The organism is Arthrobacter sp. G.S.26, from assembly GCF_050847375.1.
Taxonomy (GTDB): Bacteria; Actinomycetota; Actinomycetes; order Actinomycetales; family Micrococcaceae; genus Arthrobacter.
Genome location: NZ_CP193752.1, coordinates 1,533,630 through 1,548,735 on the forward strand (window position 1 = coordinate 1,533,630; position 15,106 = coordinate 1,548,735).

The 15,106-nt window shown below is 68.1% G+C and carries 15 protein-coding genes; 10 read left to right on the plus strand and 5 right to left on the minus strand.

Going from position 1 to position 15,106, the window contains the following annotated elements; all coding sequences use genetic code 11:
- Positions 1-6 precede the first annotated feature (6 nt).
- The gene (locus ACRB8A_RS07000) at positions 7-1,308 is read left to right on the plus strand and encodes an MFS transporter (RefSeq protein WP_050685693.1); all 1,302 of its coding nucleotides are present in this window, start codon (positions 7-9) and stop codon (positions 1,306-1,308) included.
- Positions 1,309-1,504: 196 nt separating this feature from the next.
- Here ACRB8A_RS07000 and ACRB8A_RS07005 read toward each other — a convergent pair whose 3' ends face one another.
- Entirely contained in the window at positions 1,505-1,891 is a 387-nt protein-coding gene (locus ACRB8A_RS07005) for a DUF1844 domain-containing protein (protein ID WP_050685692.1), read from the minus strand.
- Between the two features lie 397 nt (positions 1,892-2,288).
- Between ACRB8A_RS07005 and infC the strand changes: the two genes are divergently transcribed.
- From infC to ACRB8A_RS07030, 5 genes are all read left to right on the plus strand, one after another.
- Positions 2,289-3,311, plus strand: coding sequence for a translation initiation factor IF-3 (infC, locus tag ACRB8A_RS07010; RefSeq protein WP_432245895.1), 1,023 nt, complete (start codon positions 2,289-2,291; stop codon positions 3,309-3,311).
- 118 nt (positions 3,312-3,429) lie between these two features.
- Positions 3,430-3,624 (plus strand): 50S ribosomal protein L35, encoded by a 195-nt coding sequence (gene rpmI / locus ACRB8A_RS07015; RefSeq protein ID WP_009358635.1) that lies wholly within the window; start codon positions 3,430-3,432, stop codon positions 3,622-3,624.
- A gap of 118 nt (positions 3,625-3,742) precedes the next feature.
- Entirely contained in the window at positions 3,743-4,219 is a 477-nt protein-coding gene (gene rplT / locus ACRB8A_RS07020) for a 50S ribosomal protein L20 (protein WP_432245896.1), read from the plus strand.
- Between the two features lie 66 nt (positions 4,220-4,285).
- Complete coding sequence (locus tag ACRB8A_RS07025) at positions 4,286-5,203, plus strand: TrmH family RNA methyltransferase (protein ID WP_432245897.1); 918 nt, start codon at positions 4,286-4,288, stop codon at positions 5,201-5,203.
- A 123-nt stretch (positions 5,204-5,326) separates the two neighbouring features.
- Positions 5,327-6,250, plus strand: a complete 924-nt coding sequence (locus tag ACRB8A_RS07030; protein WP_050685709.1) for a cation diffusion facilitator family transporter — start codon at positions 5,327-5,329, stop codon at positions 6,248-6,250.
- Positions 6,251-6,271: 21 nt separating this feature from the next.
- Here ACRB8A_RS07030 and ACRB8A_RS07035 read toward each other — a convergent pair whose 3' ends face one another.
- Positions 6,272-7,480 (minus strand): MFS transporter, encoded by a 1,209-nt coding sequence (locus ACRB8A_RS07035; protein WP_285240803.1) that lies wholly within the window; start codon positions 7,478-7,480, stop codon positions 6,272-6,274.
- Between the two features lie 162 nt (positions 7,481-7,642).
- On the opposite strand from ACRB8A_RS07035, the gene ACRB8A_RS07040 reads away from it, so the two are divergent.
- Positions 7,643-8,095 (plus strand): (deoxy)nucleoside triphosphate pyrophosphohydrolase, encoded by a 453-nt coding sequence (locus ACRB8A_RS07040; RefSeq protein WP_050685687.1) that lies wholly within the window; start codon positions 7,643-7,645, stop codon positions 8,093-8,095.
- 85 nt (positions 8,096-8,180) lie between these two features.
- On the opposite strand, the gene ACRB8A_RS07045 is transcribed toward ACRB8A_RS07040, so the two are convergent.
- From ACRB8A_RS07045 to ACRB8A_RS07055, 3 genes are read right to left on the minus strand one after another with little or no spacing between them, the layout of a single operon-like run.
- Positions 8,181-9,308, minus strand: coding sequence for an Rv2578c family radical SAM protein (locus ACRB8A_RS07045; protein ID WP_432246024.1), 1,128 nt, complete (start codon positions 9,306-9,308; stop codon positions 8,181-8,183).
- A gap of 56 nt (positions 9,309-9,364) precedes the next feature.
- Complete coding sequence (locus ACRB8A_RS07050; protein ID WP_231686065.1) at positions 9,365-10,036, minus strand: SIMPL domain-containing protein; 672 nt, start codon at positions 10,034-10,036, stop codon at positions 9,365-9,367.
- Positions 10,033-10,560: a hypothetical protein gene (locus ACRB8A_RS07055; RefSeq protein WP_285240800.1), complete on the minus strand. Its 528-nt coding sequence runs from the start codon at positions 10,558-10,560 to the stop codon at positions 10,033-10,035. Before ACRB8A_RS07055 ends, ACRB8A_RS07050 begins: the two co-directional genes overlap by 4 nt.
- Before the next feature lie 200 nt (positions 10,561-10,760).
- Between ACRB8A_RS07055 and pheS the strand changes: the two genes are divergently transcribed.
- From pheS to ACRB8A_RS07070, 3 genes are read left to right on the plus strand one after another with little or no spacing between them, the layout of a single operon-like run.
- Positions 10,761-11,822, plus strand: coding sequence for a phenylalanine--tRNA ligase subunit alpha (gene pheS / locus ACRB8A_RS07060; RefSeq protein ID WP_056595932.1), 1,062 nt, complete (start codon positions 10,761-10,763; stop codon positions 11,820-11,822).
- 2 nt (positions 11,823-11,824) lie between these two features.
- Complete coding sequence (gene pheT, locus ACRB8A_RS07065; RefSeq protein ID WP_432245898.1) at positions 11,825-14,368, plus strand: phenylalanine--tRNA ligase subunit beta; 2,544 nt, start codon at positions 11,825-11,827, stop codon at positions 14,366-14,368.
- A 38-nt stretch (positions 14,369-14,406) separates the two neighbouring features.
- Positions 14,407-15,105 (plus strand): 4'-phosphopantetheinyl transferase family protein, encoded by a 699-nt coding sequence (locus ACRB8A_RS07070; protein WP_432245899.1) that lies wholly within the window; start codon positions 14,407-14,409, stop codon positions 15,103-15,105.
- Position 15,106: the final 1 nt, after the last annotated feature.

A 15,106-nucleotide genomic window follows, 5' to 3' on the forward strand; every position in this document is an offset into this window, starting at 1 on the left:
ATTTTCGTGAATTTCGCTCTCTACCGGGAGTTGCTCGCCGTCCAACCCATCCGGCGCCTGCTGCTGGTGGGCATGATCGCCCGTATTCCCCACTCCGCAGCCGGCGTGCTGCTGACCCTGCACATCGTCCTCACCCTGGACCAGGGCTATGCCGCCGCCGGAGCCGCCGCCGCCGTGATGACCATCGGCATCGCCGTTGGCGCGCCGTGGCGGGGCCGCAGGGTGGACACCGTGGGCCTGCGGAAGGCCCTCATACCATCCGTGGTTTCCGAAGCGGTCATCTGGACCGTGGTGCCCCACGTCCCGTACCAGTGGCTGCTGCCCCTGGTGTTTGTGGGCGGCCTGCTCACCCTCCCCATCTTCAGCGTGGTCCGCCAATCGCTGGGCATCCTCGCTGAGGGGGACCAGCGCCGCACGGCCTTCGCCCTCGACGCGATCACCACCGAACTGGTGTTTATGATCGGCCCGGCGGCCGGCGCCATCATTGCCACCAGCGGCCACACCGTCGCCGGCCTCACCGTTGTAGGCCTGGCCACATCCTTCGCCGGCCTGTTCCTCATGTGGTTCAACCCACCCACCCGCAGCCCGGCCCAGACCGCAGACGCCGAGGGGGAGCGCAGCCGGGACGAGCGCCACGCCGCCGAAGCGGCAGTGGTGGCCGCGGCCCCGGCCCACCTTCAGGAGGCGGCGGCGGAACTGGTGCCGGCAGGTGCCCCAGCCCCGGGGATCCGGGGACGGGTGGCGCACAACTTCGCCTGGTTCACGGCGACCGTAGCGGCATTGTTCGCCGTGGCAGCCGGAACCGGGATGGTCCTCAGCGGCACCGACGTGGGCATCGTCGCTGCCCTGGAAGGTGGCGGACACCAGGGCGAAATCGGGATTGTTTTCCTGTTCTGGTGCGCCGCGTCCGTGGTCGGTGGACTGATTTACGGTGCCATGCACCGGCCCGTGTCACCCATCCTGCTGCTGCTCGGAATGGCCGCCTTCACCATCCCCATGGGCTTCGCGCACGATACCTGGACCCTGGCGCTGGTCTCCCTGCTCCCCGGCCTGCTCTGCGCGCCGGTGCTGTCCTCCGCGTCGGAGAAGGTCGCGGATCTGGTCTCGGAGGAACGCCGCGGCGAAGCCATGGGCTGGTACGGCTCTGCACTGACCGGCGGCGTTGCCCTGGGCGCGCCGCTTGCCGGGGTGTTCATCGACGGTGTCGGTCCGTCCGGCGGCTTCTTCGCCGTCGGCACCGCCGGAGTCCTGCTGTGCCTGGTGGGACTGGTGCTTCAGCAGGTTCGCCGGCGACGCGCAACCGCCTGAGCTGCACGGCTGCACTCGTTTCAGTGGCCGGCGCAGCTGCCCGGGCTGGACTTGCTCCCTGAGCCGGACCGCGGGCGCAGCCGCCAGGCCCGTAGAGCCGGTTGGTTAACAAACGACGGCGGCGGCAGGCCCGTGTGGGCCGGCCGCCGCCGTGGTGGTCATCAGTCTCCGGAGCCGGCGCCCCGGAAGGCGTCCGTCAGTTGACGGCGCCGGTGAACTTCTCGCCCGGACCCTTGCCCGGCGGATCCTGGATCAGGGATTCCTCGCGGAAGGCCAGCTGCAGCGACCGCAGGCCATCACGCAACGGGCCCGCGTGCTGGGAGCCGATCTCGGGTGCCGCGGCGGTTACCAGACCGGCCAGGGCGTGGATCAGCTTCCGGGCCTCGTCGAGGTCCTTGAGCTCTTCGGCGTTTTCCTCGGCGGCGAGGCCCAGCTTGACGGCGGCCGCGCTCATCAGGTGCACGGCGGCGGTGGTGATGACCTCAATGGCCGGAACTTCGGAAATGTCCCGGATCTGCTGCGAGACGCCGCCGGCGTCAGCTGCAGGCTCGAAAACATGTGAATTACTGTCTGGGGTGCTCATACTGGTAAGCTTGACACAGACCGACTGGATGCTGTTATTTCAGAGATTGTCCTTACGATCGGATTCCTGCGGCGCCCCGCGGCGTTGACAGGAATCTTTTTCTGTAGAATGGCATGCAGTTTGCAAGCGGAGTTCTCTCCCACCCGCGTCAGCCGTTGTCCTTCGATGTTCCTGAACATCTGAGGGACGCAAGGTTGCCGGGTACCTGGTTGGGCATGGCGCCGGCAGTAGCCGGTGTGTGCGGGCAGTCCCTTAGTGGGGCAGTCCAGCCAACCTTTCAGAGGCCTTCGATTGCTCCGGCAATTGGGGGCCTTCTCTATTTGCCGGAATCCACAACAAACACAGGAGCTTTAACATTAGCGAGCCAAGAATCAATGAGCGTATCCGCGTCCCCGAGGTGCGGCTGGTCGGCCCTGCAGGTGAACAGGTAGGAATCGTCCGTATTGATGATGCACTGCGCCTGGCTGCCGAGTCCGATCTTGATCTCGTTGAAGTTGCGCCGCAGGCCAAGCCTCCGGTGTGCAAGCTGATGGACTTCGGCAAGTACAAGTACGAAGCCGCTGTCAAAGCCCGTGAAGCCCGGAAGAACCAGACGAACACCGTTCTGAAGGAAATCCGCTTCCGCCTGAAGATCGACACCCACGACTACGAGACCAAGCGCGGCCACGCCCTCCGCTTCCTCGGCGCCGGGGACAAGGTCAAGGCCATGATCCAGTTCCGTGGCCGTGAGCAGCAGCGTCCCGAGATGGGCATCCGCCTGCTCCAGCGCTTCGCCGACGACGTCGCTGAAGTCGGTGTGGTGGAGTCCAGCCCCCGCATCGACGGCCGCAACATGGTGATGGTGGTTGGCCCGCTCAAGAACAAGGCTGAGGCCAAGGCCGAAGCCCGCCGTGCCACCCAGCGCGCCGAGTCCAAGGCACAGAACGAAGCCCGGGCAACGGGCGGCCACATCGACGTTTCCGGCGATGACCAGGCACCCTTCACGCAGTCCCTCGCGGACCTGCTGCCCGAGGGCTTCGCCATCACCACCGAACCCGCCGCAGCAGTCGAGGCTCCGGAGGAAAAGCCGGCAGCCGCCGTCGAACCTTCCGAAGCCGCCGCGGCACCGGCTGAAGCCCCCAAGCAGGAGGCTTCGAAGCAGGAAGCCCCCAAGCAGGAGGCCACCAAGGCCGCCGCGCCGAAGGCTGGCGCTCCTAAGGCCGCTGCTCCCAGGGCCGCTGCCCCCAAGGCTGCAGCCCCGAAGGCCGCCGCCCCGGCTGCCAAGCCTGCTGCTGCTGAAAAGACGGAAGCCGCCACCCCGGCTGCCGCTCCCAAGCCGGCTGCTGTGCCGAAGCCGATGGCCCGGCCTGCTGCCCCCAAGCCTGCTGCACGCCCTGCCCCCAAGGCAGCGCCGAAGCCGGCTGCGAAGAAAACCACTTAGTCCACAACTGCCGGCGGTAAGTCCCGCCGGCAGCCAGCAACCAGCACGCCGCCCGTAAGGGTGGCTGCTCGATAGAACTGCAGGCCCAGCCTGCGGACACGTAAGGAGATCGGTTCCCATGCCGAAGATGAAGACCCACAGTGGTGCTAAGAAGCGCTTCAAGCTGACCGGCAGCGGCAAGCTGCGCCGCCAGCAGGCCAACCGCCGCCACTACCTCGAGCACAAGTCCTCCAGGCTGACCCGCCGCCTCGCCGGCGACAAGATCGTCTTCAAGGGCGACGCCAAGGTCATCCGGAAGATGCTCGGCATCTAATTTCCAAGTTCTTTGACGGGCCGCCAACCGGCAGCCGGTCAGCTACCAAAAAGCCTTCTCAGGCCGCCGGGAAACCGGCAGTAGATGCTTGGGATCAGATTTTCGAAGGAGTACGCACGTGGCACGTGTGAAGAGGGCGGTAAACGCCCACAAGAAGCGTCGGGTTATTCTTGAGCGCGCAAAGGGTTACCGTGGTCAGCGTTCACGCCTGTACCGCAAGGCCAAAGAGCAGCTGCTGCACTCGTTTGTGTACAGCTACGGCGACCGAAAGAAGAAGAAGGGCGACTTCCGCCGCCTGTGGATCCAGCGCATCAACGCTGCATCCCGCGCCAACGGCCTCACCTACAACCGACTGATCCAGGGCCTGAAGGCCGCTGAGGTTGAGGTTGACCGCCGCATGCTGGCCGAGCTGGCCGTCTCTGACGCCAACGCTTTCGCCGCGCTGGTCCAGGTTGCCAAGGGCTCGCTGCCCGCCGACACGTCCGCTCCGGCCGTCCAGGTTGAAGCCGCAGCGCCGAAGGCCGCCAAGAAGCCCGCTGCCAAGAAGCCCGCTGCGAAGAAGCCTGCCGCCAAGAAGGCTGCAGCAGCCGAGTAGCAGCAAAGCGTTCCTTCGGGAAACGGCAGTTCAGGAACGGGTGGCAGCAGCCATTACAGTTCTTATATGAACGAAACCGGGCGCCCGCAAGATTTTCCACTTTCCAACCCCCGAGCAGATCGGGTCCGGGACGTGGCGAAACTTGCAGGGCGCCCGGCCCGTTTAAGGCGCGGCGAATTCCTGGTGGAAGGCCCCCAGGCGGTGCGGGAAGCCCTGAAGCTGCACCAGCAGCGGCTGGCCGCAGACGCGCCGGGCATCGTGACTGAAGTGTTTGCCAGTGAGGCCTGCCTGGACCGCTACCCGGAGTTTGACGGGCTCGCGGAGGGCACCGATGCGCGGCTGGCAACCGAGGACGTCCTGGCAGCCATGGCGGACACCGTCAACCCACAGGGAATTGTGGCCGTCTGCCGCTTTGTGGATGTGTCCCTCACTGACGTGCTCGACGCCGGCCCCCGCCTGATTGCCGTGCTGTGCCAGGTCCGGGACCCGGGGAACGCCGGGACGGTCCTGCGGGCCGCCGACTCCGCCGGGGCGGACGCCGTGGTGCTGACCGGTTCCAGCGTGGACATCTACAATCCCAAAGCCGTCCGCTCCACGGCAGGCTCGCTTTTCCACCTTCCGGTGGTCCTCGGTGCAGACGTGGCGCAACTGGTGGCGGCCTGCAAGGAGAGGGGGATCGGGGTCCTCGCCGCCGACGGCTATGGCACCCTGAACCTGGACACGCTCCAGGACGGCAGTGCCCGGCGCAGGCTGACCGGTGACGGGCCGGAGACCGGCTACGACCTGGCGGCCCCCACGGCCTGGTTGTTCGGCAACGAGGCGCAGGGCCTCTCGGAAGACGAACTGGCGCTGGCCGACCATCGGGTGGCGGTCCCCATTTACGGTGCTGCCGAAAGCCTGAACCTTGGCACGGCGGCCACCGTGTGCCTCTACGCCAGCGCCCGCTCCCAGCAGGAGCCAGCCGCACAGCCAGCTGACCGGTAAGGCGCCGCCGGGCCGCACTGCCGTGCGCTCCAGGTTCCGGCCGGGTACGGTAATGCATGGGCGGAGCCAGGCTGGGTCCGCAATAAGTGCTGGATCCCTGATCCTGGAGAGGTGGAAGCCACCGTGGCTGCCAATGGCGGTACCAAAGCGATCGTGGCGGCCCTGGCCGCGAACCTGGGCATCGCCGTCCTCAAGTTCGTGGCGTACCTGCTGACGCTGTCCTCGTCGATGCTGGCCGAAGCCATCCACTCGCTGGCGGACTCCGGCAACCAGCTCCTGCTGCTGGTGGGCGGAAAGAAGTCCCGGCGTGCTGCCAGCCCGGAGCACCCGTTCGGCTACGGCCGGGAGCGCTACATCTACGCATTTATCGTTGCCATTGTGCTGTTCAGCGTCGGTGGCCTGTTTGCCCTCTACGAGGCCTACGAAAAATTCCTGGAACCGCATCCCATCGAGGGCAGCTTCTGGTGGGTGCCACTGGCCGTGCTGGTGGGCGCGATCGTGGCGGAATCCCTTTCGTTTCGGACGGCGATCCGCGAATCCAACACCGTCCGCGGCAAGCAGACCTGGGTGAAGTTCATCCGGAGCGCAAAACAGCCGGAACTGCCCGTCATCCTGCTCGAGGACTTTGGCGCCCTTATAGGCCTGGCCTTCGCCCTGATGGGGGTGGGCCTGACCCTGCTGACAGGGAACGGGGTGTGGGACGCCGCCGGCACGGGCATGATTGGTCTCCTGCTGGTGGCCATCGCCGTGGTCCTGGCCATGGAGACCAAGTCCCTGCTGGTGGGGGAGTCCGCCGGTAAAGAGGACCTGGAGCGCATCAGGGCCGCCATCGAGGCCGACGGCGGCCGCATCATCCACCTCAAGACCCTGCACCTTGGACCCGATGAACTGCTGGTGGCAGCCAAGATCGCCGTGGACAGCACGGAGACGGGCCGGCAGATCGCCCGGGAAATCGACAGGACCGAGGCGCGGATCCGGGCAGCAGTGCCCATCGCCAGGGTCATCTACCTGGAACCGGACCTCAACCGGTCGGATACCGGCGAATAATCCCGGGAGCCCAACCCGGGCTCAGGCGGTCAGCGGCTTTTTGCGTTCCAGGAGGCCGCTGAGGATGGCGACGCCGAAGCCCAGGAGGGCCAGCACCGCACCGACCAGGGCCGGGGCGACGTAGCCCCAGCCGAGGGCGATGACCACGCCGCCCAGGAATGCACCCAGGGCGTTGGCCACGTTCAGGGCCGCGTGGTTCAGGGACGAGGCCAGCGAGGGGGCGTCCGGGGACGCGTCCAGCAGCCGGGTCTGCAGGGCCGGGATCAGCATGGACCCGGCGGCTCCCACCACAAACACCATGACGTAGGCGGACCAGGGCCAGTGCACGGCCACCGCGTAGACCACCAGTGCCACGGCAACGCCGGGCAGCACCTTGTAGATGGTCCCCATCACGGATTTGTCGGCCAGCCGGCCGCCCACCACGTTGCCGGCCACCATGCCCAGCCCATAGAGGGCTACCACCAGCGGGATCAGCGACGACGGGATCCCGGCCACCATTGTCATGGTGTGGGCGATGTAGGTGTAGGTGGCGAAGAACCCGCCGAAGCCCACGATGCCGATGGCAATGGCCAGCCACACCTGGATTCGTTTCAGTGCGCCGAGTTCACGCCTGATGCTCGCGTCCGGGTGGGCCGCCTGGAATGGCACGAACTTCCAGATCAGGGCCATGGTGACCAGGCCGATGGCGCCCACCAGGATGAACAGCAACCGCCAGCCGTAGGTTTGGCCCAGCCAGGTGGCGAAGGGGACACCCACCACGTTGGAGATGCTGAGGCCGGCCATCACCATGGAAATGGCCCAGCCGCGCCGGGACGCGGGCACCAGGGATGCGGCGATGACGGCGGCGACACCGAAGAACGCGCCGTGCGGAAGGCCGGCGGCAAACCGGGACAGCAGCATGGTGCCGTAGTCGGGGGCCAGGTAGGACGTGAGGTTGGCCAGCGTGAAGAAGAGCATCAGGCCCAGTGCCAGCTGCTTGCGCGGCAGCTTGGCTCCCACCGCCGCCAGCAGCGGCGCGCCCACCACCACGCCCAGGGCATAGGCGGAAATCAGGTGGCCGGCCTCCGGGGTGGAAATCCCCAGGCCTTGCTCCACCTCCTTGAGCAGCCCCATCATGGTGAATTCCGTGACCCCGATCCCCACCCCGCCCATGGCCAGGGCGATGATGGCCATGGCAAGGAAGGAGGAGGTGGCCGGGGACGCCGTGGACGTGCGGAGGTCGCTGCTCATGTGCCTGCTTCTCGAACGTGGTGCTTGATGGTGGGACATGCCACGGCAGTGGGGCGGTGGTACGGGGGTGGGCCTTTTGCGGAAACCGCGGTGCCGGCTGCGGTATTCCCGCCCGTGCGGCGCGCTGCCCGGTCCTTCCATTGTCCCTCATAGAATGGGGCGGTGACTGGACTGATACAGGTAGTGGGCGGAGCCCTGGTGGACAGCCTGGCCGAACCGGCCCGTTTGCTCGTGGCGCGCCGAAGCGCACCGGAGCAGCTTGCAGGGTTGTGGGAGTTCCCCGGCGGCAAGGTTGAGCCCGGCGAAAGCCCCGACGATGCACTGGTGCGGGAGCTTGCCGAGGAACTTGGAATAGCAGCCCGGTTGGGCGCTGAGCTGCCGGCACCGGAGGCCACGGGCTGGCCCCTGAACGCAAAGGCCAGCATGCGGGTGTGGCTGGCGGAGATCGTCACGGGTGAGCCGGAGCCTCTGGAGGACCACAACGAGCTGCGCTGGCTGCCGCTGGCGGATCCGGAAGCGATCCTGGCCCTGCCGTGGATTCCGGCGGACTTTCCGATCGTCAGGGCCCTGCTCGCAGAGCTGGGTGTTGCCGGCGAAGCTGCGCGGCAGGCTTAGACCCGGCAGGCTTGGACCCGGCAGGACTGGACCCGGCAGGACTGGATCCGGCAGGACTGGACCCGGCAGATAGGATGCGGCAGGCCTAGAAGAGGGCGTCCTGCCCCGCCGGCCCGGCGCTCGGACCCGAGGCCAGGGCATGCTGCCCAGCACGGCGGTGGTTGGCCGCCCCGGGTTCCGGGATGCTGCCGGCCGGGTACTGTGCCTCCTCGCCGCGGGGATCGTCCACGTCATCATGGCTGAAGCCGGACGTGCCCGTGAAGCCGTGCCGCGCCTTGAAGTACCGGACCTTGGCCGCCAGCCAGGTGCGGTATTCCTTGGAAGCGTAGGACCCCGTGCCGTACAGCCGCCGGTACTTGCCGGCAAGCTCCGGGTGCCTGGCGGCGAGCCATTGCATAAACCATTCGCGGGTGCCGGGCTTCAGGTACAGGGCGCCGGCGGAGACCCCCGTGGCGCCCGCAGCTGCCAGCGCCGAGAACAGTGAATCCAGGGCCTCGTCGCTGTCGGAGAGCCAGGGCAGGATGGGCATGGCCATCACGCCGCAGGGCAGGCCGGCTTCCCGCAGCCGGGAGACCAGTTTCAGCCTGGCGCGCGGCCCCGGGGTGCCGGGTTCAATGGCTTCGGACAGCTCTTCGTCCGTCATCGCCAGCGAGATGCCCAGGCCCACCGGAACCTGCGAGGCAGCGCTTTTAAGCAACGGAATGTCCCGGCCCAGCAGGGTGCCTTTGGTCAGGATGGAGAACGGCGTGCCGGTCTCTGCCAGGGCGGCGATGATCCCCGGCATCAGCTTGTACCGGCCTTCGGCGCGCTGGTAGGGGTCGGTATTGGTTCCCAGGGCCACCTGGTGGCCCTTCCACGACGGCTTGGACAGTTCGCTGCGGAGCACCTCGGCGGCGTTGACTTTGACCACCACCTGGCTGTCGAAGTCCAGGCCCGCGTCGAAATCCAGGTAGGTGTGGCTTTTCCGGGCGAAGCAGTACACACAGGCGTGGCTGCAGCCGCGGTAGGGATTGACCGTCCACTCGAACGGCATCCGGGATCCCGCCGGCACCTTGTTGAGCACCGATTTGGCGGTGACCTCATGGAACGTGATGCCGGCGAACTCCGGAGTGGTGACGGAGCGGACCAGGCCCGCCAGGGGCAGGAGCGCCGGAGCTGCTCCCGCCGTGCCGGGGTCCGGTGCCGGTACCAGTGCTTGCGCATCCCATCTCATGGCTTCCATTCGAAGGTATGTTCGAATGATTGTCAAGGAGGCGCCGCGGTGGAGCCCTAGGATTCCGGGACGAGTTCCCAGACCACGGTGACGGCGGCCTCCACCCTGTCCTCGCCCGCCTCAATGGCGACGCTCTCCACCGCAGCCGCCCGCTGCAGGCCCGCCACGGGCACCGGCCCCGCTTCAGGGCCCCGCTCCGCCACGGACACCACCCTGCCCAGCCGGGCGGAAGCGAGGGCTGCGAACTGGGATGCTGCGGCCTGGGCGTTGCGCCAGGCAGCGTCGCGGGCACCGGCACGCACCGCTGCGTCGTCCAGGATGGCCAACTGGAGGTTGTGCAGGCGCACGTCGTTGCCGCCGGCTGCTGCTGCGGCCGAGACCGTTGCCGACGCGGACTCCATGTCCCGGAGCTGGACTGACAGCGAGCTGGTGGCAATGTAGCCTGCCACCCGCTGGCCCTCGCCATCGCGCCAGACCAGGTCAGCACGGACGCCGAGCCCCGTGGTCCGGATATCGGCTGGGGCCACGCCGTTGCCTTTGAAGGTGGCGGCCACAGCGGACAGGGCCCGGCCGGCGGCGGTATAGGCCTCGTCCACGGACGGAGCGCGGCTCTCCACGCCAATGGCGACCACCATCAGGTCCGGCGCGGCATCGGCCCAGCCCGTGCCCGTGACGGTCACGGTCCCTGGCATGGGTCCGGATGTTTCGAACAGCTGGTTGCTACTCATACGGTTCTCCTTTGAACACGTGGTGGCGGGGGTGGGAAGAAGCCAAAAAGCCGTCGGACCGCACCAGCAACGGCCTTCCGGGGTGGCGTGTGCACGGGGTAGCCGCCGGCGGCCAGCCCGGCGTTGCGCTCAAAGACGTTGCCCGTTCCGGGGTTTCCGGTGCGCGCCACGGACCAGCCGGCAGCCAACAGGTACAACGGGATGAAGGGCAGGCCCAGGCACCAGGCATACTGCGTGCAGTGGCGCTCCTCATGGCCCAGCAGCGCTGGCCGGGCCAGCATTCCTGCTGTGCTCCCGCGGCACAGGACCACGTTGCCCAGCGTGAAAGCACCGGCAACCGGTAGCCGCCACGCATACCCTTCGGCCAGGATCAGGCCCCGCGGGCCGGCGCTGAGCCGGGTCCTGGCGGCCAGTGCCACCACAACGCCGGCCAGGGTGCTGCCGTTGACCACATTGGCGGCCTGCCGCAGCCGCTGTCCTGCCGTGAGGGGCGGGCGGGGTCCCGGACCCTGCCGTAATGTCATGAGGCCATGGTAGCCGGAGCGTTCAATTAGACTGGAGAAAAAGGCCCACCGGTTTTTTCCGGTGTGCCCTGAACCTGGTCATTGGAAGCCCTGAAACCGGGGGCGTCCGTCCATGACCTGCCAGTGACGGGACGCGCCGCCGGGAAACCGCGCCGGCTGCCCCGCCGCCGGCAGCCGCAACTCGTAGCTAAGAACAGTAGATGACTGAAACTTTGCCGGGCGCCGCCATCCCGAACCCCACGGATGAAGCCGCCATCAACGCCGCTGTAGACCAGGCCATCACCGCCATTGCCGGTGCTGGCACCCTCGATGGGCTGAAGGCGGTGCGGCTGGCGCACACGGGCGAAAAGTCGCCCCTGAGCCTCGCCAACCGCGAAATCGGAGCCCTTCCCAAAGACCAGAAAGCCATCGCCGGCAAGCTGATGGGGTCTTCCCGCGGCAAGGTCAACAAAGCGCTCGCGGACCGGACAGCCGAGCTGGAAGCCGAAAACGACGCCCGGATCCTGCTGGAAGAAACCGTTGACGTCACCGCCGCGCCCCGCCGTCGTCGTGCCGGCGCCCGGCACCCCCTCTCAACGCTGCAGGACCGCGTTGCGGACATCTTTGTGGGCATGGGCTGGGAAATCGCCGAAGGCCCCGAGGTTGAATCGGAATGGTTCAACTTCGACGCCCTGAACTTCAAGCCGGACCACCCGGCCCGCGAAATGCAGGACACCTTCTTTGTGGAGCCGCCCGAGGCGCACCTGGTGATGCGCACCCACACCTCCCCGGTGCAGGTGCGCTCCATGCTGGAACGCGAAGTCCCCATCTATGTGCTGTGCCCCGGCAAGGTGTTCCGCACCGATGAACTCGATGCCACCCACACCCCGGTGTTCCACCAGTTCGAGGGCCTGGCCATCGACAAAAACCTGAGCATGGCCGACCTCCTGGGCACCCTGGAGCACTTCACCCGGCAGATGTTCGGCGATGAGGCCTCCGTCCGGCTGCGGCCCAACTATTTCCCGTTCACCGAGCCGTCCGCCGAACTGGACATCTGGCACCCCGGCGCCAAGGGTGGTCCGCGCTGGATCGAGTGGGGTGGCTGCGGCATGATCAACCCCAACGTCCTGCGCGCCGCCGGCATCGACCCGGACGTGTACTCAGGTTTTGCCTTCGGCATGGGGATCGAACGCGCCCTGATGTTCCGCAACGAGGTGGGCGACATGCGCGACATGATCGAAGGCGATGTACGTTTCAGCGAGCACTTCGGGATGGAGATCTAAGCATGCGTATCCCAATTTCCTGGCTGCGTGAATTCGCGGCAGTACCGGCCGGAGCAACGGCCGAAGATGTGATGGCGGAACTGGTCAAGGTCGGTTTCGAAGAGGAGGACGTGCACCGTCCCACCGACACCCTGCAGGGTCCCATTGTGGTGGGCCAGGTCCTGAGCATCGTCAAGGAACCCCAGACCAACGGCAAAACCATCAACTGGTGCCAGGTCCGCGTTGTCCCCGAAGGCCAGGAGCAGACCCTCACCGGCGACGGCATCGACCCCTCCGGTGTGCAGGGCATCATCTGCGGCGCGCACAACTTCGTGGCAGGGGACAAAGTGGTGGTCACACTGCCCGGCGCCGTCCTGCCCGGCGACTTCCGCATCTCGGCGCGGAAAACCTACGGCCACCTTTCCGCCGGCATGATCGCCTCCGTCCGTGAACTGGGGATCGGCGATGACCACGACGGCATCCTGGTGCTGTCCCGGATCGGCCTGGACCCGGAAATCGGCACCGACGCCATGGAACTGCTGGGCCTCTACGACCAGGCAGCCGAAATCAACGTCACCCCTGACCGCGGCTACGCGTTCTCCATCCGCGGTGTGGCCCGCGAGTATGCCCACGCCACCGGCACACCATTCACGGACCCCGCCGCCAACGTGCAGGCGCCCCAGGGCCTCACCGGCGGCTACGCCGTGACACTTGACGACGCCGCCCCCATCTACGGCAAGCCGGGCTGCGACAGGTTTGTGGCCCGCACCGTCTCAGGCGTTGACGCCACCAGGCCCACGCCGCCGTGGATGACGTCCCGGCTGCGGCTGGCCGGCATCCGTTCCATTTCCCTTCCCGTGGACATCTCCAACTACGTGATGCTTGAACTGGGCCAGCCCACGCACTGCTACGACAAGGACAAATTGTCCGGCGGCATTGTGGTGCGCCGCGCCGCCGCGGGCGAGAGGCTCACCACCCTTGACGGGAAGGACCGGGCGCTCGACGCCGGGGACCTCCTGATCACCGACGGTTCCGGCCCGATCGGCATTGCCGGTGTGATGGGCGGCGCCGCGACCGAGGTGGGCGATTCGACGTCGACCATCCTGGTGGAGGCCGCCCACTTCGACGAGGTGTCAATCGGCCGCTCCCGGCGCCGCCACAAGCTGCCGTCCGAGGCGTCCAAGCGCTTCGAGCGTGGCGTGGACTGGCACGTGGCGGATGTTGCAGCCCAGCGTGTGGTTGACCTGCTGGTTGACCTCGCCGGCGGCACCGCCGACGCAACCGGGACGGATGTTGGGACCGCGCCCGGCGCCGTCACCATCACCCTGCCGGCAGGCTTCGCCGCGCAGCGGATCGGCATCGACTTCACCGCGGAGCAGATCACCACCTCCCTGGTGGACCTCGGCGCCACCGTTGAAGCGTCCGACGCCGGCTGGACCGTCACGGCGCCCAGCTGGCGGAGCGACCTGGAAACCAAGGAAGACCTGACCGAGGAAATCGCCCGGCTGGTGGGGTACGACAAGATCCCTGCCACCTTGCCCGTGGCGCCACCCGGCCGCGGCCTGACCCGGCTGCAGCAGCAGCGCCGGCGCCTCATCCAGGCCCTGGCGGACGCCGGCCTCACCGAGGTCCTGTCCTACCCGTTTGTCACCAAGGCAGCGAACGACACGTTCGGCGTCGCCGAGGCCGGCGCTGTCCGCAGCGCCGTCAAGCTGGCCAACCCCATCAGCGAGGAGCAGGGCTTCCTGCGGACCTCCATCCTGCCGGGCCTGATCGAGGTGGCCAAGCGCAACCACTCCCGCGGCTTCCGCGACCTCGCCGTCTTCGAAAGCGGCCTGGTGTTCCTGCCGTCCGGTACCGTGGGCACCGCGGAGATCCCGCCGTTGGGCGCCAAGCCTTCGGACGAGGTGCTTGATGGACTGTACGACGGCGTCCCGGACCAGCCGTTCCACGTCGCCGCCGTATTCACCGGACACGACTCACCGGCAGCCGCGGCCCACACGCCGCGCGCCTGGGACTGGGCCGACGCACTGGACATCGCCCGGCTGGCCGGCGACGTCCTGGGCGTTGACCTGGTGGCGAGCCAGGGCAGCCACCAGGCCTTCCACCCGGGCCGGGCGGCGCTGCTGTCGCTGCGTTCCGGGCAACCGGTGGGCTACGCCGGCGAACTGCACCCCAAGCTCCTGGCCGCAGCGGACATGCCGGCCCGCTCCGTGGCGCTGGAACTGAACGCGGACGCCCTGTTCCAAGCCGCGCCGGACGTGATTGTGGCCCGCCACATCTCCGCGTTCCCCGTGGCCACCCAGGACGTGGCACTCGTGGTGCCTGCCGACGTGCCGGCTGACAGTGTCCTCGCTGCGCTCCGCGAAGGCGCCGGCGAACTCCTGGAGGACGTGGCACTCTTTGACGTCTACGCCGGCAAGGGCATCGAGGACGGCCGGAAGTCGCTGGCCTTCGGGCTCCGGTTCCGGGCCGCCGACAGGACACTGACGGCGGATGAGGCCTCGGCAGCCCGCGAAAGTGCCGTGGCGCTGGCCGGCGAGCGGTTCGGCGCCGTCCAGCGCTAGGAGCCGCTGCGGCGGGAAGTCCTGGAAGGGCGGGATGCATGGCCTCGAGGTTTGTGGTGCGTGCCATCCCGCCCTTTTTGCTGCCGCCGCAGGCCCCAACAGCCGGCGCGGAGCTGGACACGTCAGAGCTGGCCCGCGCCGCGGCCATGGCACCGGCGGTGCGGGCTGTGTTCGTGGCCGGCCGGCTGGCCCAGCGCCGGTTCGCGGCGGAGCTCCTGGGAGTGCCGGCCGGCGACCTCACCGCCAGCTATCGCTGCCCGCGCTGCGGCCCGGACGCCGGCCACGGCAGGCCCGGCTACACCCTGGCCGGTGTTCCGGCGCCCCTGGTCCTCAGCCTTTCCCGGGCGGCGGGCTGGACCCTGCTGGCCGCCGTGACGGATCCGCCGCCGGGTTTTTTGCTCGGCGTTGATGTGGAGGACCCGGCCCGGACCGGTTTTGCGGGCTTTGCCGGCGTGGCCCTGACGGCAGCCGAGCAGCGGGCGGTGGCGCCGCTCCACGGGGACATGTTGCTGGCCGCCCAGGCCCGGCTCTGGGCGCGCAAGGAAGCCTGGTTGAAAATGACCGGCGAGGGGCTGCGGACGTCCCCGGCCGGACTGGACGTCACCGCCCTGCCGGGCCTGGCTGACTTGGCCCCCGCCCGGAGCGGGCTGCCCGCCCACCTGGCGGCCGCCGTCGCCCGTTCCGACGGGACGCTGCCGGAGCTGGCTGGAGACCCGGCACTGGAACAGCAGGCCTGAG